This window comes from Pseudomonas sp. Pseusp3, assembly GCF_047304225.1.
Lineage (GTDB): Bacteria > Pseudomonadota > Gammaproteobacteria > Pseudomonadales > Pseudomonadaceae > Aquipseudomonas > Aquipseudomonas fluorescens_CD.
The window spans coordinates 1-17,205 of sequence record NZ_JBGLYV010000114.1; the positions used below are offsets into that span (position 1 = coordinate 1).

Genomic DNA, 17,205 nt, shown 5'->3' on the forward strand with positions numbered 1-17,205 from the left:
GCCATCGAGCGCGACGGGCAGACCAGCGCGGCGCGTCGCATCGTCATGATCCGCGGCTGGAAGACCGCGACGCTGCTGGTCAGCAACAGGGATTTCGACGACGCCGGCATCGCCGTGCTGCGGGAGTTTTGCCGGGCGCGCTCCTTCGACCTGGCCTACTACCCCGGGATGAACGTGACCGAGGCGAACCGCTACAACCTGCTCGACCGGCCCTGGTTCTTCGACGCGGCGCAGGCCTTGCTGTCCGGCGAGCGCGCGGAGTTCCTGGCGCGCTACAAGTTCGACGTGCGTCCGACCACGGATGATCGGCCGTATTTCTTCCACTTCTTCAAGTGGCGCTCGCTGCCGGAACTGCTGGCGCTGAAGGCGCAGGGCGGCCTGTCAATGCTGGAGTGGGGCTATCCGGTGCTGATCGCCACGCTGCTGCAGTCCGGCGTGGCCGCCGTGCTGCTGATCCTGGCGCCGCTATGGGTGGCGCGGCGGCGCCAGCGGCGCTCTCGAGATGCGGCTTTGGCCAGGTTCGAACTTCGAGTCGTGTCCTACTTCGCAGCCATCGGCTTCGCCTTCATGTTCGTGGAAATCGCCTTCATCCAGAAGTTCACCCTGTTCCTCAGCCACCCGTTGTATTCGGTGGCGGTAACGCTCAGCGCGTTCCTGATCTTCGCTGGCCTCGGCAGCCATTACTCCGGCCGGCGACGGGGGGGCATTGGAACGGGTGTGGGGCCCCGTCATCCGCTCGCGCGGCCAGTCCTGGCGATCTGCGCGATCGCCCTGCTCTACCTGATCGCCCTGCCCCCGTTGTTCCAGTTGCTGGCGCCGGTGCAGACCCTCGCCAGGTTCGGCATCTGCGCCACGCTGGTAGCGCCGCTGGCGTTCGCCATGGGCATGCCGTTCCCGCTTGGACTCGGGCGCGTCTCCGCGTGCGCCGAAGCACTGGTGCCGATCGCCTGGGGCGTCAACGCCAGCGTATCGGTGGTGGCGGCCGTGCTGGCGACCCTGCTGGCGATCCACCTGGGTTTCACCGTGGTGTTGCTGCTGGCGTTGCTGCTGTATCTCGCGGCGGCGGTCATGTTTCCCTGATCGCGGCGGTTCGGAGCGAAACGTCAACAGACCCTGGAGAGACGAATGGCCTGCTGGAACGCCGCTTGCCGCAGTTCACACGTCTCGCCGTGTCGATCAGCGAGGGCGACGCCTTTCCTGCCTCGAAGCTAAACATTTGAAAATGTAGACGTGTGCGTCATGCCAAAGATGGGAGGTTCCGTGCCGCAAGCAATGGGTCTTGGTCGACGCAGTCGAGTCGTAAGAGCTGGCTTTCATTCCATAGCTGCCGGTGGTGGCCGGCAGAAACCGGCCAGAAGCGGCCTCTCAGGCAGGGCCATCAAGCCCTGGAAACAACCCGCACTGCACAAGCCGCAACCAGGGAGGCCGCGGCTCTTCAAATGCTCAGATGAGCGCCTGACCGGGGGGATTTCCCTGCCGGCCGACGATAGCGAAATAACAATTACCATCAGTCGTCAGGCAGCCAGGCAATTATCGTTTCCCCTTCAAGGAGACTACGCAAAGATAAGCACCCCAAAGCAGACCACACACGGCAAGTATCAGCTCCGGATTGAAAATGTTCTGATCGACCGGCGCCACCCGGATTTCGCTGTAAAGGCACAAGGCGCCAGCGATCAACGCCATAAAGTAGTTGGTCCGGGTTCTCGTCCGGCGCAGCAACAGAACCTTTTTCAGACCCTCGTCTTTCCACTCTTGCCGGGGCATGCACTGGATTTCCTCCAGCACCACCACACCCCACAGCAACGCGCACAACCAGTAGCCAATCATCATGTAGTCCTCCAGTTGGAACTTTGATTCAACATGAATGCAGCGCGTATTCCGCGCTCAACCTACAAATTTTGCAGAGAGGTCAATATGCTTGAGTTGAACGGATCCCACTATCGACGTTAGCTGGACATCCTTGTGGAGATATCGGCCAAGCGTTTGTAGTGGTTCCACTACAGGCAGGCTGGATCGGCTGCGTCGGATGGCAAGGCGTTCTAGGTCAACAGGCCGTTTTCCAGTGCATAGCGGGCCAGTTTGGCATTGCTGTCCATCCCGGTTTTTTCCAGGATGCGTGCCCGGTACGTCGTGACGGTACTCGGGCTCAAGTGCAGTATCTGGGCGATGCGGACAATTCTCTCGCCTGCTGCGAGCAGCTTGAGTACTTCAAGTTCCCGGTCGGATAGTGCTTCGTGGGGTGCCGCGTCGCCTCTGCCGATAGCGTTGACCAGTTTTTCCGCCAGCTCAGGACTGACGTGCTTGCCGCCTGAGGCCACCTTGCGAACTGCCGCAACCAGGGTGGCTGCGGAAATATCCTTGGTGAGGTATCCCGCAGCGCCGTGCTTCATGGCGCGTAATGCATAGGCCTCGACCGAATGCATGCTCAACATCAGAACGGCGAGCCTGGGCTTCTCCGCACGCATGAGTTTGAGGAGTTGGAGACCGGTTTTGTCGGGCAGCTGGATATCGACCAGCGCCACGTCGAAATCCTGCTCCCGGATCAGCAGCATTGCGTCCTGTGCCGTCTCTGCTTCACCTGTTACTTCGATCTCGCCGGCAGTCTCCAACATGCGTCGCACGCCGTTGCGCACGATGCTGTGATCATCCACCAGCAAGACTCTGATTTTTTGCTCAGGCATCTGTATTTTCCATTCGTACCCGCACTAACCCTGCGGCCAGTGACCGGCAAGCCACGGAATCGGCTGCAGAGCTTGACGTTAGCAGGCCGCGATTGCATTGCAAGATGACAATTTCCCCTGGATCCGGGGCATTGCGCCAACCTTGCTAGTATTCCCTAAGCTGACGCTCGGTTTTCACCATGGGAAACACTGCGTGGCATCAACTTTGACTGGACACAGACATGGCCACAGTAACGACACCGATCGAAGTTTTCGACATGAAGACGTTGCTGGCAGCGCTGCAGGCGTTGCGCAAAGGTGACTTCACTACGCGCATGCCGGAAGACTGGACCGGCATGCCGGGCAAGATCGCCGACACGCTCAACGAAATCATCGACATGGCAGCCGACACCACCACCGAATTCGAACGCGTGGCGCGACTGATCGGCAAGCAGGGCAAGGTCGATGAGCGCATCGAATTGCCGATGATGAAAGGCTCATGGCAAAAGATCGTCAACTCGAGCAATGCGCTTACCAGCGACCTCATCAGCCCGATGAACGAGATCATTCGCGTTGTCGGTTCGGTGGCCGAGGGTAATCTGAGCCAACAGGTACCACCGGTACTCAACGGCCTGAAACTGCGGGGCCAGTTCCTCAAGTCCGCCGGGATCGTGAACACCATGGTGACGCGACTGGGCTCCTTCGCTTCCGAAGTGACCCGCGTAGCCCGCGAAGTCGGCACCGAAGGGATTCTCGGTGGGCAGGCCAATGTCAAAGGAGTGTCCGGCACCTGGAGGGATCTGACCGATTCCGTCAACGACATGGCCGCCAACCTGACCACCCAGATGCGCAACATCGCTTACGTGACGACCGCGGTGGCCAAAGGCGATCTGGGCAAGACGATTACCGTCGAAGCCAAGGGTGAGATTCTCGAGCTGAAAAACACCATCAACACCATGGTCGGCCAGCTCTCGAGCTTCGCTGCGGAGGTGACCCGCGTGGCGCTGGAAGTCGGTACCGAAGGCAAGTTGGGCGGTCAGGCGGAAGTGCGCGACGTATCAGGCACCTGGCGCGACCTGACCGAATCGGTCAACGGCATGGCGGCCAACCTGACCACCCAGGTGCGCAACCTCGCCCAGGTGACGACGGCGGTGGCGCGTGGCGACCTCGGCAAGAAAATTACCGTTGAAGCCAAGGGCGAGATTCTCGAACTGAAAAACACCATCAACACGATGGTCGACCAGCTCTCCAGCTTCGCCGCAGAGGTGACCCGCGTGGCGCTGGAAGTCGGCACCGAAGGCAAGTTGGGCGGACAAGCCGAAGTGACCGGCGTATCCGGTACCTGGAAGGACCTGACCAATTCGGTCAATGGCATGGCGGCCAACCTGACCACCCAGGTGCGCAACATTGCCGACGTGACGACGGCGGTGGCCAACGGCGACCTGTCGCGCAAGATCACAGCCGAAGCGAAAGGTGAAATTCTCCAGCTCAAGGAAACCATCAACACCATGGTGGACCAGCTCTCGACCTTTGCCGACGAAGTGACGCGCATGGCCCGCGAAGTGGGGACTGACGGCAAGCTTGGTGGACAGGCCAAGGTGGCGGGCGTTGGCGGAACCTGGAAAGACTTGACCGACTCGGTCAACAGCATGGCGGCCAACCTGACCAATCAGGTGCGCAACATCGCCGACGTGACGACGGCGGTGGCAAAGGGCGACCTGGGGCGCACGATTACCGTGGAAGCCAAAGGCGAAATCATGGAGTTGAAGAACACCATCAACACAATGGTGGACCAGCTCAACAGCTTTGCCGCCGAAGTGACGCGGGTAGCACGCGAAGTCGGCACCGAAGGAAAGCTCGGCGGGCAGGCACAGGTGCAAGGCGTGTCCGGCACCTGGAAGGATTTGACCGAAAACGTGAACTTCATGGCGGCCAACCTGACCAGCCAGGTGCGAGGCATCGCAAAAGTGGTGACCGCGGTAGCCAACGGCGACATGAAGAAGAAACTGACACTGCAAGCCAAGGGCGAGATCGCCGAACTGGCCGACACCATTAACGGCATGACCGATACGCTGGCGCTGTTCTCCGACCAGGTGACCTCGGTGGCGCGTGAAGTGGGCGTCGAGGGCAAGCTGGGCGGCCAGGCCAACGTGCCGGGCGCTGCCGGCACCTGGCGCGACCTGACCGACAACGTGAACGGCCTGGCGGCCAACCTGACCAATCAGGTGCGTGCAATTGCCGACGTGGCGACGGCCGTGACCAAGGGCGATCTGACCCGTTACGTGGAGGTGGAAGCAAAGGGTGAAGTGGCGGAATTGAAGGACAACGTCAACGAGATGATCCGCAACCTGCGGGAAACCACGCGGCAGAACGCGGAACAGGACTGGCTCAAGACCAATCTCGCGAAATTTACCCGCCTGCTGCAGGGCCAGCGCGATCTGGCGGCTGTCTCCAAGATGGTGCTGTCGGAACTGGCTCCGCTGATCAACGCCCAGCACGGTGTGTTCTACATGATGAACGAGAGCCCGCCCGATCCTGCGAAACTCAAACTGCTGTCGGCGTATGCGTACAAGGGCAACATCAATGTCAACGATGAGTGGCGGCTCGGCGAGGGCCTGGTCGGGCAATGCGCTTACGAGAAGCGGCGCATCCTTTTGACCGATGTCCCCGGCAATTACGTCGCGATTTCATCGGGACTGGGTGCGGCCGCCCCGCTGAATATCATCGTGTTGCCGATCCTGTTCGAGAACAAGGTCAAGGCCGTCGTCGAAATGGCTTCATTCACGCGCTACAGCGTCATTCATCAAACCTTCCTTGATCAGCTTGCTGAATCGATTGGCATCGTGCTCAACACAATCGAAGCCAATATGCGTACCGAAGAACTGCTCAAGCAGTCGCAATCGCTGGCGCAGGAGTTGCAAAGGCAACAGGAAGAATTGCGCCAGACCAACGAGGAACTGGAGGACAAGGCTGGAATGCTGGCGGAGCAGAAAGCCGAAGTCGAGCGCAAGAACCGCGAAGTCGAAATCACCAAGCTGTCGCTGGAGGAGAAGGCGGAGCAGTTGACGCTGACTTCGAAGTACAAGTCCGAATTCCTCTCCAGCATGTCCCATGAGCTCAGGACGCCATTGAACAGCTTGCTGATCCTGGCCCAGCAGCTCAGCGACAACGCCGAACACAATCTCACCCCCAGGCAGGTCGAATATGCCAGGACCATCCGTAGCGCCGGCAAAGACCTGCTGGAGCTGATCGACGAGATTCTCTATCTGTCGAAGATCGAGTCGGGTACGGTCACACTGGATCTGAATGAAGCGCTGTTCGCCGATCTGCACGACCAGATCGAGCGCACCTTCCGGCCGGTCGCCGAAAGCCGGGGCCTCACCTTCACGATTGAACTGGCGCCTACCCTGCCCCCCGTCATCTGGACCGACGAAAAGCGCCTGCTGCAGGTGGTCAAGAACCTGCTGTCCAACGCCTTCAAGTTCACTGAGCAAGGCAGCGTCAAGATCAGCATCGCACCCGCTGTGTCCGGGTGGAGCGTGGATCACAGCGAACTGAATCACGCCGAAGCGGTGGTCGCCTTCGTGGTCACCGACACCGGCATTGGAGTCTCTGCCGGCAAGCAGAAACTCATCTTCGAAGCGTTCCAGCAAGCAGACACCGGAACCTCACGAAAATACGGCGGCACCGGCCTCGGTCTGTCGATCAGCCGCGAGCTCGCACACCGGCTGGGCGGTGAGCTGCGGCTGATTGCCGGTGAGATCGGCAAGGGCAGCATTTTCGCGCTGTACGTGCCCTTGCGCACACGGGATGCCCAGCGTCAGTCGCCAGACGAATCAGCGACAGAGGTAGAGACAGTACCTGACCAGGTCAGGCGCGACCTGATGCCAGGCCCGTCTGCACAGATACTGGACGACCGCGAGTCTGTCCAACCCGGGGACCAGGTGCTGCTGATGCTCGAGGGCGACGCCCGATTCGCCAGTATTCTGCTCGAGGCCGCGCGCCAGAAGGGATTCAAGGCTATCGTCACGACCCGTGGCACGGATGCGCTGGAGCTTGTCGAGCGCTTCAAGCCCGCCGCGATCACCCTGGATCCGGGCCTGACGGACATCGATGGCTGGTTGCTACTCGAGCAGTTGAAGCGAGATTTCGCCACGCGTCACATTCCGGTCCAGATCATTTCGACCGCTGACGACCGCACACGCGGGCTGCGCTATGGCGCTTTCGACTTTTTGCTCAAACCGGTCACAGCCGACGAAATTCAAAATGCGCTGGTCGGCATCGTGGCATTCGCACGGCGCAAGACCAGGAGTCTGCTGCTCGTCGACGGCGACGAAGGCAACCGCGCCCGCATCCTCGATCTGCTCGGCAATACCGACGTGAAGGTCGCAACGACCGACAGCGGCGCTGGAGCCTTGAAGAAACTGGCAAAGAAACGCTACGACTGCATGGCAATCAACCTCAAACTGCCCGACGCATCCGGTATCAGCTTTCTCGAAGCGTTGCAGGAAGACCACGCAATGCGTGAATTGCCAATCGTGGTCTATGGTGCAGAGACACTGACCAAGCCGGAACACGAGCGTTTCAGGACACTGCTCGGCAAGGGCGTCATCAAGGCAGTTCAATCCCCCGAGCGCATACTCGACGAAACCGCGCTGTTTCTACACCGCGTCGTAGCCAGGCTGCCGCAGACCCAGCGCAGGATGCTGGAAAAACTCTATGAGGGCTCGGACAGTCTGGAGGGCAAAAAAGCCCTGGTGGTCGACGATGACGTGCGCAATATCTTTGCCCTGACCAGCGTGCTCGAGTGCAACAAAATGCTGGTGGCCACGGCCGAAAACGGCCGGACCGCCATAGAACTGCTGCAGCAGCAGCCCGATACCGACATCATCCTGATGGACATCATGATGCCCGGGATGGATGGCTTTGAAACCATGCGCCAGATCCGTACATTCAAAAGATTTGAGACCCTGCCCATGATTGCGCTGACGGCCAAGGCGATGATGGGTGATCGTGAAAAGTGCCTCGAGGCAGGAGCATCGGACTATGTCAGCAAGCCGGTGGATACCGACCAGCTGCTGTCACTGATGCGCAAATGGCTCTATCGATGACGCTGGACCACGCCCATTGCGCGACAGCAAAAGTGGCATTGTGCGCAAGCTTACCGGTGCTGCCGTCAAGGCTAGAGACGCTGGCGCAAACTGAAGTGGCATAAATATGCAGCAGGAACCCCCGGTACTCAAAGAGATAACCCAGGTGCGGCAACCGCTCCCGCCTGATGGCGTGCCAGCATCGGTGTTGCTGGTGGATGACAATCCCGCCAAGCTTACGGCGCTGGCTGCGGTGATTGCCGACATGGGCCTGGATATTGCCACGGCGACTTCCGGGCGCGAGGCACTGCGCCTGCTATTGCAGCGCGACTTCGCAGTCATCCTGCTCGACGTGAAAATGCCCGTGATGGACGGTTTTGAAACCGCGGCACTGATTCACGGCCGCCCGAAGTCGGCCCACACGCCCATCATCTTCGTCACAGCCGAGGCCGATACGGATACCGAGCGTTTCCGCGGTTATACGTCCGGCGCAGTGGATTACATCTTCTCGCCGATTGTGGCCGAAGTTCTTCGCGCCAAGATCCGGGTGTTTGTCGACCTGTTCTACCTGCAGCGCAAACTGACGATGCAGGCCGAAGAATTGCTGCAATCGAAGCTGCAACTGCGTGAGCTGGCCTCCTATCAGGAGCACATCAAGGAAGAAGAGCGAAAGCGCATCGCACGCGACATCCATGACGAGCTGGGACAGAGTCTGCTGGCGTTGCGAATCGATGTCTCCATGTTGCAGGCGCGCACCAGTACCATGCACCCCAAGCTCAACGAAAAGGCCAGCGATGCGCTGAATCACCTCGATACAGCCATCCGCAGTGTCCGCAGTATCATCAATGAACTTCGGCCACCCGTACTCGATCTGGGATTGCAGGCAGCGATCGAGTGGCAACTTGAAGAGTTCCGCCAGCGCAGCGCGGTCGAGTGCACGATGTCGGTGAAAGACCAGGATTTGCGTTGCGAGCTGAATGAAAAATCCGCCACGACACTGTTCCGCATCGTGCAGGAATCGCTGTCGAACATTGCCCGGCACGCGCAAGCGACACAGGTGCATATCGAACTCTACAGGGACGGTCGCCGACTCTACCTGCAGATCAAAGACAATGGCGTAGGCATGACCGATCGCAGAAAATTGAACTCGTTCGGACTGGTGGGGATGAAGGAACGCATCAGCATGCTGGGCGGGGAATTCACCATCGACAGCGCACCGCACAAAGGAACGAGGCTGACGATATCGCTGCCACTCGACTGACCCGGATGGCATTGAAACACTATGGCCCGGGCCTTTCAGACCGGCCAACCAGGGGCGGTGTATTTTAATCGTCGCTCCCCAAGAGACCGGACGATCAATCGCACAGATGGCATAATCGCAAACTGTTTATAACAGGGGCGCATGAATGACCGTCGAAAGCTATGACCAACTCGCGATCTTCTCGGCCGTGGCCCAGGAGCGCAGTTTCACCCGCGCCGCCGCCAGGCTCGGCATGTCTCAACCGGCCTTGAGCCGGGCGATGCGTCAGCTGGAGGAGCGACTGGGGGTCAGGTTGCTGGCTCGCACCACCCGAAGCGTCTCCCCCACCGAAGCCGGCGAGCATTTGCTGCGGGTGATCGCCCCCCGGTTCGAAGAAATCGACAGTGAGCTGGCGTTGCTCAGCGAGTTCCGCGACAAGCCGGCCGGCAAATTGCGCATCACGGCCGGTGAGCACTCGGCGATTACGCTGTTGCATCCGGTGCTGGCAAAGCTGCTGCCCGATAATCCCGATCTCAATATCGAAATCATCGTCGACTACGGCTTGACCGACATCGTCGCGGAGGGCTTCGATGCCGGTGTGCGCCTGGGCGAGCAAGTCGCCAAGGACATGATCGCGATGCGCATCGGCCCTGACATGCGGATGGCAGTGGTTGGCTCTCCGGCTTACTTCACCCGTTATCCCAAACCAGTCATCCCCAGTGACCTCATGGTGCACAACTGCATCACCCTGCGTATGCCGACTTACGGCGGCCTGTTCCTCTGGGAGTTCGAAAAAGACGGGCAAGAACTGAAGGTACGGGTCGAAGGCCAACTGGTGTTCAACAACATCGCCATGCGCCTGGAGGCGGCCCTCCAGGGACTGGGACTGGCCTATATGCCGGAGGACCTGGTGCTGGAGCATGTAGCGCAAGGTCGGTTGGTTCACGTGCTCCAGGACTGGTGCGAACCCTTTGCTGGCTACCACCTCTATTATCCGAGCCGGCGCCAGAGTTCACCGGCCTTCACCTTGCTGCGCGAAGCCCTGCGCTATCTGGGTTGATTAGGCTGGACGCTATCCAGCGCTTCACCGGCGCGCTTGGCCGCGGCGGCATCACCCTGGTCAGCCAGCAGTTGAACCAGCTGACCTAACTGCGCAGCCGTCAGGCCGACCCGCAGGCTGGCAGCCATGTGCGAGCGCAGTTGCGACTCGACACCGGGAGTGACGGCTAAAGCCGCGACGGTGGCCAGTTCACGACTTTGCCAGTCCAGGTTGTCACGCTCGAAGATGTCGCCAAACAGATGCGCCTGCAAGTACTGGTTGATGACGGGAACGAAGTCGAACAACGGGCCCTGCACCGGCGCACCGGCGATTCGCGTCTGATTGGCTTTGCCCGCCGCGAGCAGTTCATCGCCGACGGGAATGACCCGGCCGGGCTCGCGCCCCGGATCGTCCTGAACCCCGCGTTGCTTGCGTGCCTCGACCACCTTCATCAACTCGCCGAGTGCATTGAGGCTGCGTGGAAAACCGCTGTAGGCGTAGAGCTGCACCAGAGTTTCCTTCGCCTCGCTGACCGTGAGGCCGGCATCCAGCCCTTGATTCAATGCGGTATTGAGCGCGGACATGTTGCTCGTGGCCATGGCGGCGGCCATCAACGGGATGGCCTGTTGCCTGGCGGACAGCGTCCCGGATACCGGTTGGGTCGCAGTCTGGGCTTGCGGTGCCTGCGAACCTTGGGCGTTGTATTGCTCGTCGGTCACTTTCTCCAGCCATTGCACACTCTTGCCATCCACCGAGCCCGTCACGGCCAGGTGCGTCATGGCGCTCGTCGCAGCGGCGCCATGCCAGTGCTTGACGCCCGGCGGGCAGACGATCACGTCGCCCGGGCGGATTTCCTGCACCGGCTTGCCCCATTCCTGGACCCGCCCCACGCCGGAAGTCACCACCAATCGCTGTCCTGCGGGATGGGTATGCCAGGCCGAGCGCGCGCCCGCTTCGAAGCTGACATAAGCACCGGAAGCATTGATCTCGTCCGTGGCGGGAAACAAGGGATCGACGCGTACCCGCCCGGTGAAATAGTCCGCGGGGCCCGCAACCGAAGCCTGACTGCCCGCCCGGCTAATCTGCTGCACAGCCCGGGACTCACTGGCATTGTCTGCACCGACGGCGTCGGCAAAAGGCGCCGCGGCGCACACCGCGATGCCTATCAAGGTGTTCTTCATGAGGACGTATCCCTTCAAGTCAGAGCGTTCTGGCGTAAAACGCGGTCAACTGGCCCATTGCGACGTCCACATACGCAGGCACCCAGTAGGTGTCGATATGGGTCGCGCCATCGATGGTGAACAGTTTTTTGTCCTGGGTACCGGTAGCCTTGGCAAAGGCTTGTTGCGACATGTACAGGCTGTCGGCCTTGCTGCCTGCAATCATCAGCAACGGCTTGTCGATCAGCTCGATCTGATCCGTGGCATCGAAGCTCATCAGGTCCATCAGGCTGCTCTGGGTGTAACGGAAGGTCGAGTTGGGGTGAGCGTGGGTCTTGCCGTAGTACTCGAAGCCCTGTCTGTACAGATCGAACGGCAGCCTGGCAATCTGCTCATCAGTCAGCCTGGCATCACCGACGTAGAGCACCTCCCCACCCGCCGCTTCCTGGGCGCGGGCCGCCGACGCCTGCTGCAAGCGATCCTGGATCGTCGACAGCTGCGAATCCTGGTAGCCATTTCGGCGAACCAGCCCGGAGTTGAACATGCTCAAGGTCGCAATCGCCTGGAAGCGCTTGTCGGTCCGCGCCGCCGCCAATGAATAACCGCCACCGCCGCAGATACCCAGCAAGCCCAGACGCTTGCTGTCGACGCCGGGATAGCCGGCAATGAAGTCCGCCATGCCATGGATGTCATCGATGCGATGCGCCGGTTTGTCGACATTGCGCGGCTCACCACCACTGGCCCCCTGATACGCCGCATCCGCCGTGATCGTGATGTAACCCTGATCCGCCAGACGCTGGGCATACAGGCCCGCAACCTGCTCCTTCACCCCACCATTGGGGTGCGCCACGACGACGACCGGGTATTTTCTCGCCGCATCATAGTTCGCCGGGGTGTAAACGTTGGCGGCAATGTCCAGGCCATCGAGCTTGTAGGTGACCGGATGGATGTTGACCTTGCCCGGTTCGTTCTTCGTCAGCGCGCCACCGTAGGTCAACGTGAATGGATTCTTCCTGTAGTCGCCGGCTTCGGCTTCGGCACCGGACATCCCGATCATGGCGGCCATCAACGTGGCCTTGAGCGTGGTTCGCATCATGGGAATACTCCTGATATTTCAAATGTGTGTGAGGGGCGGCCGATATCGCCGCGCTCCTGGTCAATCCAGATGTTTTTCAGCGAGAAACCGCGAAACCAGATCCGCGATCTCGACGTTGTTAATGTCCGAAAAAGGAAAGTGGCTATTGCCCTTGATACCGATCTCCGGCAGGTGAACGAGCCTGACGTCACCGCCATGGCGATTCACCGTATCGCGCCACAGGCGCGCCATCTCGAGCCGTGCGCGCCAACTGTCCTGGGCCGGTAGCCGAACGGGTTGGTCGGGGATGTTGTCGCCGTAGAAGATAACGATGGGGATTCGGGTCAGTGCTTTGAACTGATCCGCCGATACGGCCAGGCCAGAGAGCGTGTCGAACGCGCTGGCAATCGGTGCGGGCACCTCCCCCTCTGGAAACACGAAACCGCTGCCCGGTTCGAACGCCACGATGGCCCGCACGTTCGAGCTTTTGATCGCCGCCAGCCAACCGGGGCCGCCACCCTGGGAATGCGTAAACAAGATGGCCGGACCGGTCTTTTCCAACAGAGCGCACACGCCATTGGATACGACGTCAATGTCGTAGGGTCCGGTATTGGGCGTCATCGCCCGAAAGAACTGCTCCAGCGCCGTCTGCCCACGTGGAAACTGGCTGCCTTCGAAAATCTCGGGCCACAGGCCGATGCGAAACTGGTTGAACCACAGTTGCTCGTCCGGCACCGGTTTGATCGTCGTTTCAACCAGGCTGCGTCCCGCATCGCCACGGCGCGGCTGGTCGATCAGGTACGTGGAGAATCCCCGCCGCAGGAAAATGTTCTGGAACCCTTCACGGCCGTCGGCCGTTGTCTCCCAGGACTTCGCGGACTGCCCCGCGCCATGCAGCATGAGAATCGGCAGCGGACGAGCGCCGACGGGAACCTGATAGAACGCATACACATGATCGCCGTGATAGGTCTGGCCATCGGGCATCAACGGTTTGTAGGTGTCGAAGGTTCCCGGCTGAGTGATCGATCCACCGCCGGCAGTGAGGCTGCCCTGATCCTTGATGATCAGCGGGGCGTGATCGTCAGCGCCGACACACGCCCCGGCGCCCAGTGCGAAACAAAGACTGCCGGCCTTTGCCGCGGCGGGCACGCATTGGCGGATGAAGCTCTGGATCATGACTTGCTCTCGGTTTGATATCGCCGAGAAGCAAATTACCTTTCGACGATTAATCGATAAAGCGCGCCAATCACATAGCACTGATACCAGATTCACATAAGTTCGATGGGTAGAACGAAAAGCTCACCGCTTGTGGAAGTGGTGAACCCGGGCTGGATGCAGCCCTCGGCGACAGACTGCAATCGGCCAGAAGCTGTCGTTGGAATAGCACCGCAGTTCTGTGGGAGCGGACTTGCCGGATCGCCGGACCGGCCGTGTCAGGCCGTAAGCGCCCACCTGTAGCGTTCACCAACCAGACTGCACCCTGCAATCCTGCTGATGACGGGCCATGGGTCTCGAGCCTGGTAAAGCAGGGCTCGCTTTTCCTCACCGCCGCCGGTGCGCCCTATGACTTTCGCTGGAGACGGTTAAGCCCCGAACCTTTCGAAGTGGTCATGGTGCTGCTGGGCCTGTCGCTATTCGACGAGGCACTGCAGGACGTCTTCGGGGCAAACGCCGCACACGCCACGCTTCGGGATGTGTCCGGCTTCGAGGATCCGCAGCTGGTCGCTTTGCTGCAATGCCTGCGCGAAGAAGCCGAACGGCCCATGGCCAGCTGCCGTTTCGTTCAAGGCGTTGCGGCGCTTATTGTGCGAAACACAACTGGGTGTGGTCACTGTCGCCAATGAAGTCGGCCACTCCAACCCCAGTCACTTCGCCCATGTATTTCGCAAGCACACCGGTCTTTCCCCAAGCGACTACCGGCGCCAGCGTCAGGGCTCTGCTGGCCGCAGATAGGGCTCGATAAAACCGCAGCCAAGGATCTCGTTCAGGCGTTGCGCATCGTTCATTCGGCGAAACAGTCCAATAGTCTTCCACGGCGCGTGACCATCGACATTGGGCGCCCCCAATCCGGCCAACAGGTCGGCGATCAGTATTGATCGGGTCTCGAAAGAGATGCGTGTCAGCCCGCTGCTATTGCCGACGCCGGCATGGGCATGAGCCCCGGAAAAGGCGATCAGGCTCCCCGGAGCGATATCGACGGCAATCCCCTCCTGCAGGTCGATCGCTTCCAGCAGATGCGGAATGGCTTCGTCGGCATCCACGGCATTGCGGCCGTCTCGATGGGATCGCTGCAAAATGGCGCGCATATCGAAATCTGCGCTCGAATTACCCAGCGGTCGCTGCCAGAGGCCTGGATACAAGGCGACGGTACGCCCTGCCGCGATGGGATAGATGGGCGCCCACCAGTTGGTTTGTGCATAGATATTCGAACCCCAGGTATCGCGGTGAAACGCGATGGTGGCCGTCGTGCGGGCACGCGGCGTCGACTGCCCTGACTCGCAATGCGGCTGAAAACGCAAATGCAGGCGATCGCACGCCAGGGTATCGGGGGCGATGCCAAGGCTTTGCACGACGTCCTGCCAGCGCTGCTGGACCTCAGCCGAGCCTGCGAAGTCGTGCTGAATTTTCGCAAAGCGCTCAGTCTGCTCAGGGTGGCTCAAATGGCGATGGATCTGTTGCGGCGACCAGGGATGCAGCGCGTCTTCGAGGAACGCACGCGTATATTCCACCAGCGCCATCATGGGCTGCAGGTCAGTGAAGCGAATGATCTCGCCAGCATAGATCCGGTCATGCAATTGGCGAGCGGTGCTCGGTATGGCAAGCGAGCTGTACATGACTGGAAGTCCCCTGAAGGTGCGCCCCTGACTTTAGATCCACGCCGATTGTGGCGAAAGTGGCAGGTGGGGCGAAAAAGCGCGGATCAGGCCCTGGGGACGTGAGCAACAGGCGACCTTCAAGCCATGAATGGGGCGCTTATGGCAGTTCTTGGCAGGCAGAAAACGGCCAAAAGCGGGCGTTCGCCTAAGGACTGCTTCAGACCCAGGCTGGGTGAAAACCCATGCGCCGTTTTGTAGTCTGCGTTGCTATGTAAAATCTGCCCGCGTTTGGTTAGTCAGCCCGCCCTGAAATTTACGTAGGAATGCGATTTTCGTTTCTATTCTGACTGTAAAACTTGCTCTAAAACGTTTTCACACAGCCTGGACCCAAAATGGACATCATTTTGACAGGGAGATCCAATGGTCATTGCCCGAGAAGGCGTGATTGCATGCTTTCCCGGACAAATACATTGACGCAATCAGTTACCGAATGACTCCATCAGGCCTCTAGTACCAACTGTGATAATCGTAGACTAAGGCGTTGACGTAGGAGAACAGGTGAGTCGGTTCGAAAACTAAATTTCAGCTGTTAATCAAAAAGTTAACTTAACTTTGGCGAATTTAGCGCGAATCCCGGCCAACCCTCCACGTGTTCTACGTCGGGGTCTGCTGGATAACGGCTATAGCGAATTGCCGATCGCCAGCGAGCATGCTGTCGCCATTGATGGTCTGCCGCCCATACACCAGGACCCGTTTGACCGCATCCTGGTGGCGCAGGCGATGGTTGAGGGGATAACGCTGCTGACGGCTGATGCAATGGTCGCGCAGTACCCGGGGCCTGTGCGGAAGGTGTAACGGTTGTCTGCTGCGAAGGACGCCTGAGACAGCGCTCAACTATCCTTTTACACACACCACCTGGCGCAGGGTGTGCACGACTTCCACCATCTCGCGCTGGGCTTCCATGACGCGGTCGATGTCCTTGTAGGCCATCGGGATTTCGTCGATCACGTCAGCGTCCTTGCGACACTCGACATGCACGGTGGCACGGATCTGGTCGGCGACGGTGAACAGCTTTTTCGCCTGGGTCCGGCTCATGACGCGGCCCGCGCCGTGGCTGCAGGAGCAGAACGACTCCTCGTTGCCCAGCCCGCGGACGATGAAGCTCTTGGCGCCCATGGAGCCCGGGATGATCCCCAGTTCACCCTTTTGCGCCGACACCGCGCCCTTGCGGGTGACCAATACCTCCCTGCCGAAGTGCCACTCCTTTTGCACGTAATTGTGGTGGCAGTTCACTGCCTCCAGTTCTGCATCAAAGGGCTTGGCAATGACCTGGCGCGCCGCGCCGATGACCGCGTGCATCATCAAGGCGCGGTTCTGCCGGGCGAAATCCTGGGCCCAGCCTACGGCTTCCACATAATCGGCGAAGTGCCGGCTGCCTTCCTCTAAATAGGCCAGGTCGCGGTGGGGCAGGTTGGCGATGTGCTGGCGCATGTCGGCCTGGGCCAGTTCGATGAACAGGCAGCCGATGGCGTTGCCGACCCCGCGTGAACCGCTGTGCAACATGAACCAGACACGGTTGGCTTCATCCAGGCAGACTTCGATGAAATGGTTGCCGGTACCCAGGGTGCCCAGATGCTGGCGATTGTTGGTCTTTTCCAGGCGCGGGTACTTGTCGGTGATCGCCTTGAAGCGCCCGGCCAGCGCTCTCCAGGCATGCTCCGCCGAGCCGGGTACGTTGTCCCAGGCTCCCGTGTCGCGCTTGTTTCGGCCGAAGCTGCGTCCGTGGGGTACGGCTTTCTCGATGGCGCTGCGCAGGCGGCCCAGGTTATCCGGCAGGTCGGCGGCGGTCAGTGAGGTGCACGCGGCGATCATGCCGCAACCGATGTCCACTCCCACAGCGGCCGGGATGATGGCGCCGACGGTCGGGACCACGCTGCCGATGGTCGAGCCCTTGCCAAGGTGCACGTCGGGCATCACGGCCAGGTGCTTGAAGATGAAGGGCATCTTCGCGGTGGCGATCAGTTGGGCCCTGGCCTCGGGTTCGACAGGCACGCCGTGGGTCCAGAGCTTGATCGGCTTGCCGCCGGGGACTTCCAGGAGTTCGTAGGTGGGGGTTGGCATGGGG

The 17,205-nt window shown here is 60.4% G+C and carries 12 protein-coding genes and 1 pseudogene; 6 read left to right on the plus strand and 7 right to left on the minus strand.

Translation table 11 applies throughout. The annotated features are described in order from the left end of the window. Window positions 1–1,080 (plus strand): annotated as a pseudogene (locus ACCD00_RS26280) (SAM-dependent methyltransferase); the annotation flags it as partial. 450 nt (window positions 1,081–1,530) lie between these two features. Here the strand turns inward: ACCD00_RS26280 and ACCD00_RS26285 are convergent. Together ACCD00_RS26285 and ACCD00_RS26290 are read right to left on the minus strand one after the other, a co-directional pair. Next, a complete protein-coding gene (locus tag ACCD00_RS26285) occupies window positions 1,531–1,830 on the minus strand; it encodes a hypothetical protein (protein WP_413428213.1) in 300 nt (99 codons plus the stop codon). 209 nt (window positions 1,831–2,039) lie between these two features. After that, a complete protein-coding gene (locus tag ACCD00_RS26290) occupies window positions 2,040–2,681 on the minus strand; it encodes a response regulator (RefSeq protein ID WP_413428214.1) in 642 nt (213 codons plus the stop codon). 221 nt (window positions 2,682–2,902) lie between these two features. On the opposite strand from ACCD00_RS26290, the gene ACCD00_RS26295 reads away from it, so the two are divergent. The 3 genes from ACCD00_RS26295 to ACCD00_RS26305 all read left to right on the plus strand — a co-directional run bounded on the left by ACCD00_RS26295 (window position 2,903) and on the right by ACCD00_RS26305 (window position 10,050). Continuing rightward, on the plus strand, window positions 2,903–7,771 hold the full coding sequence (locus ACCD00_RS26295; protein ID WP_413428215.1) for a HAMP domain-containing protein: 4,869 nt from the start codon (window positions 2,903–2,905) through the stop codon (window positions 7,769–7,771). 106 nt (window positions 7,772–7,877) lie between these two features. Beyond that, complete coding sequence (locus tag ACCD00_RS26300; RefSeq protein ID WP_413428216.1) at window positions 7,878–9,011, plus strand: response regulator; 1,134 nt, start codon at window positions 7,878–7,880, stop codon at window positions 9,009–9,011. Between the two features lie 145 nt (window positions 9,012–9,156). Further along, the gene (locus ACCD00_RS26305) at window positions 9,157–10,050 is read left to right on the plus strand and encodes a LysR family transcriptional regulator (protein WP_413428217.1); all 894 of its coding nucleotides are present in this window, start codon (window positions 9,157–9,159) and stop codon (window positions 10,048–10,050) included. On the opposite strand, the gene ACCD00_RS26310 is transcribed toward ACCD00_RS26305, so the two are convergent. Genes ACCD00_RS26310 through ACCD00_RS26320 form a run of 3 tightly spaced genes read right to left on the minus strand, consistent with a single transcriptional unit; the run spans window position 10,038 to window position 13,440 of the window. Then, window positions 10,038–11,210 (minus strand): cupin domain-containing carboxymuconolactone decarboxylase family protein, encoded by a 1,173-nt coding sequence (locus tag ACCD00_RS26310; RefSeq protein ID WP_413428218.1) that lies wholly within the window; start codon window positions 11,208–11,210, stop codon window positions 10,038–10,040. The two genes, ACCD00_RS26305 and ACCD00_RS26310, sit on opposite strands and share 13 nt — an antisense overlap. A gap of 19 nt (window positions 11,211–11,229) precedes the next feature. Further along, on the minus strand, window positions 11,230–12,285 hold the full coding sequence (locus tag ACCD00_RS26315) for an alpha/beta hydrolase (protein ID WP_413428219.1): 1,056 nt from the start codon (window positions 12,283–12,285) through the stop codon (window positions 11,230–11,232). 60 nt (window positions 12,286–12,345) lie between these two features. Next, the gene (locus ACCD00_RS26320; protein ID WP_413428220.1) at window positions 12,346–13,440 is read right to left on the minus strand and encodes an alpha/beta hydrolase; all 1,095 of its coding nucleotides are present in this window, start codon (window positions 13,438–13,440) and stop codon (window positions 12,346–12,348) included. 254 nt (window positions 13,441–13,694) lie between these two features. Between ACCD00_RS26320 and ACCD00_RS26325 the strand changes: the two genes are divergently transcribed. Together ACCD00_RS26325 and ACCD00_RS26330 are read left to right on the plus strand one after the other, a co-directional pair. After that, window positions 13,695–14,108, plus strand: coding sequence for a hypothetical protein (locus ACCD00_RS26325; protein ID WP_413428221.1), 414 nt, complete (start codon window positions 13,695–13,697; stop codon window positions 14,106–14,108). Further along, the gene (locus ACCD00_RS26330; protein WP_413428222.1) at window positions 14,089–14,217 is read left to right on the plus strand and encodes a helix-turn-helix domain-containing protein; all 129 of its coding nucleotides are present in this window, start codon (window positions 14,089–14,091) and stop codon (window positions 14,215–14,217) included. The genes ACCD00_RS26325 and ACCD00_RS26330 overlap by 20 nt, the downstream gene beginning before the upstream one ends. Here ACCD00_RS26330 and ACCD00_RS26335 read toward each other — a convergent pair. Together ACCD00_RS26335 and ACCD00_RS26340 are read right to left on the minus strand one after the other, a co-directional pair. Further along, complete coding sequence (locus ACCD00_RS26335; protein ID WP_413428223.1) at window positions 14,193–15,098, minus strand: hypothetical protein; 906 nt, start codon at window positions 15,096–15,098, stop codon at window positions 14,193–14,195. The genes ACCD00_RS26330 and ACCD00_RS26335 overlap by 25 nt on opposite strands. A gap of 876 nt (window positions 15,099–15,974) precedes the next feature. Then, the gene (locus tag ACCD00_RS26340) at window positions 15,975–17,201 is read right to left on the minus strand and encodes an RtcB family protein (RefSeq protein WP_413428224.1); all 1,227 of its coding nucleotides are present in this window, start codon (window positions 17,199–17,201) and stop codon (window positions 15,975–15,977) included. Window positions 17,202–17,205 lie beyond the last annotated feature (4 nt).